We start from the raw sequence: 658 nt of genomic DNA on the forward strand, positions 1-658 counted from the left end.
TTACAAAAGAGGTCCGAGGGATGAAAAAAAGCAATAATTTATGCTTTTTAATATTTTTTATACTGATCACACTTTCCTTTAACGCTCTCGCTCAGTCTCAGTTTAAAATAAGTGGTAGTGTAATCGATTCTTTGAAGAAGCCTATTGAGGGCGTAAGCATCCGATTGATTACCGATAAAGATACACTCCGCTCAAATTCAGATGCGAAGGGAAACTTTGCATTCGCAAAAGTAACCCGAAATAAATTCTACCTTACCATTACCGCATTGGGCTACAGGCCGTTTGCTTCTATCTACGAAATCGAATCTTCGAAAAAAAACTCCGTTTTAGAACCCATTATGCTCAAGATGGAAACGATCCGTCTCGAAGATGTGKAGGTTAAAGTAAAGGTAGACCCCATTAAGATCAAGAAAGATACGATTGAGTATAACGCTGCTGCCTATACCGTAAGAGAAAATGATAAAGTGGAAGATCTGTTAAAACAACTGCAAGGTATTGAGGTTGACGAAAAAGGTGCTGTTACTGCCATGGGAAAAAAAATGACCAAGTTGCGGGTAAATGGTGAGGATTTTTTTACCAGTAACGTAGAAGATTACATCAGACAGTTGCCCGCCGATATTATTGCTAAACTACAGGTAATTGAGGATTATGGTGATGA

General features: G+C 38.5%; 1 protein-coding gene. It reads left to right on the plus strand.

Annotation, left to right across the window (positions count from 1 at the left end; all coding sequences use genetic code 11):
- Positions 1-20 precede the first annotated feature (20 nt).
- On the plus strand, positions 21-658 hold a 638-nt coding region (locus tag AC1DND_RS28990), incomplete at its 3' end, for a carboxypeptidase-like regulatory domain-containing protein (protein WP_477586445.1).

It is taken from the genome of Pedobacter sp. 01N416 (assembly GCF_056399685.1).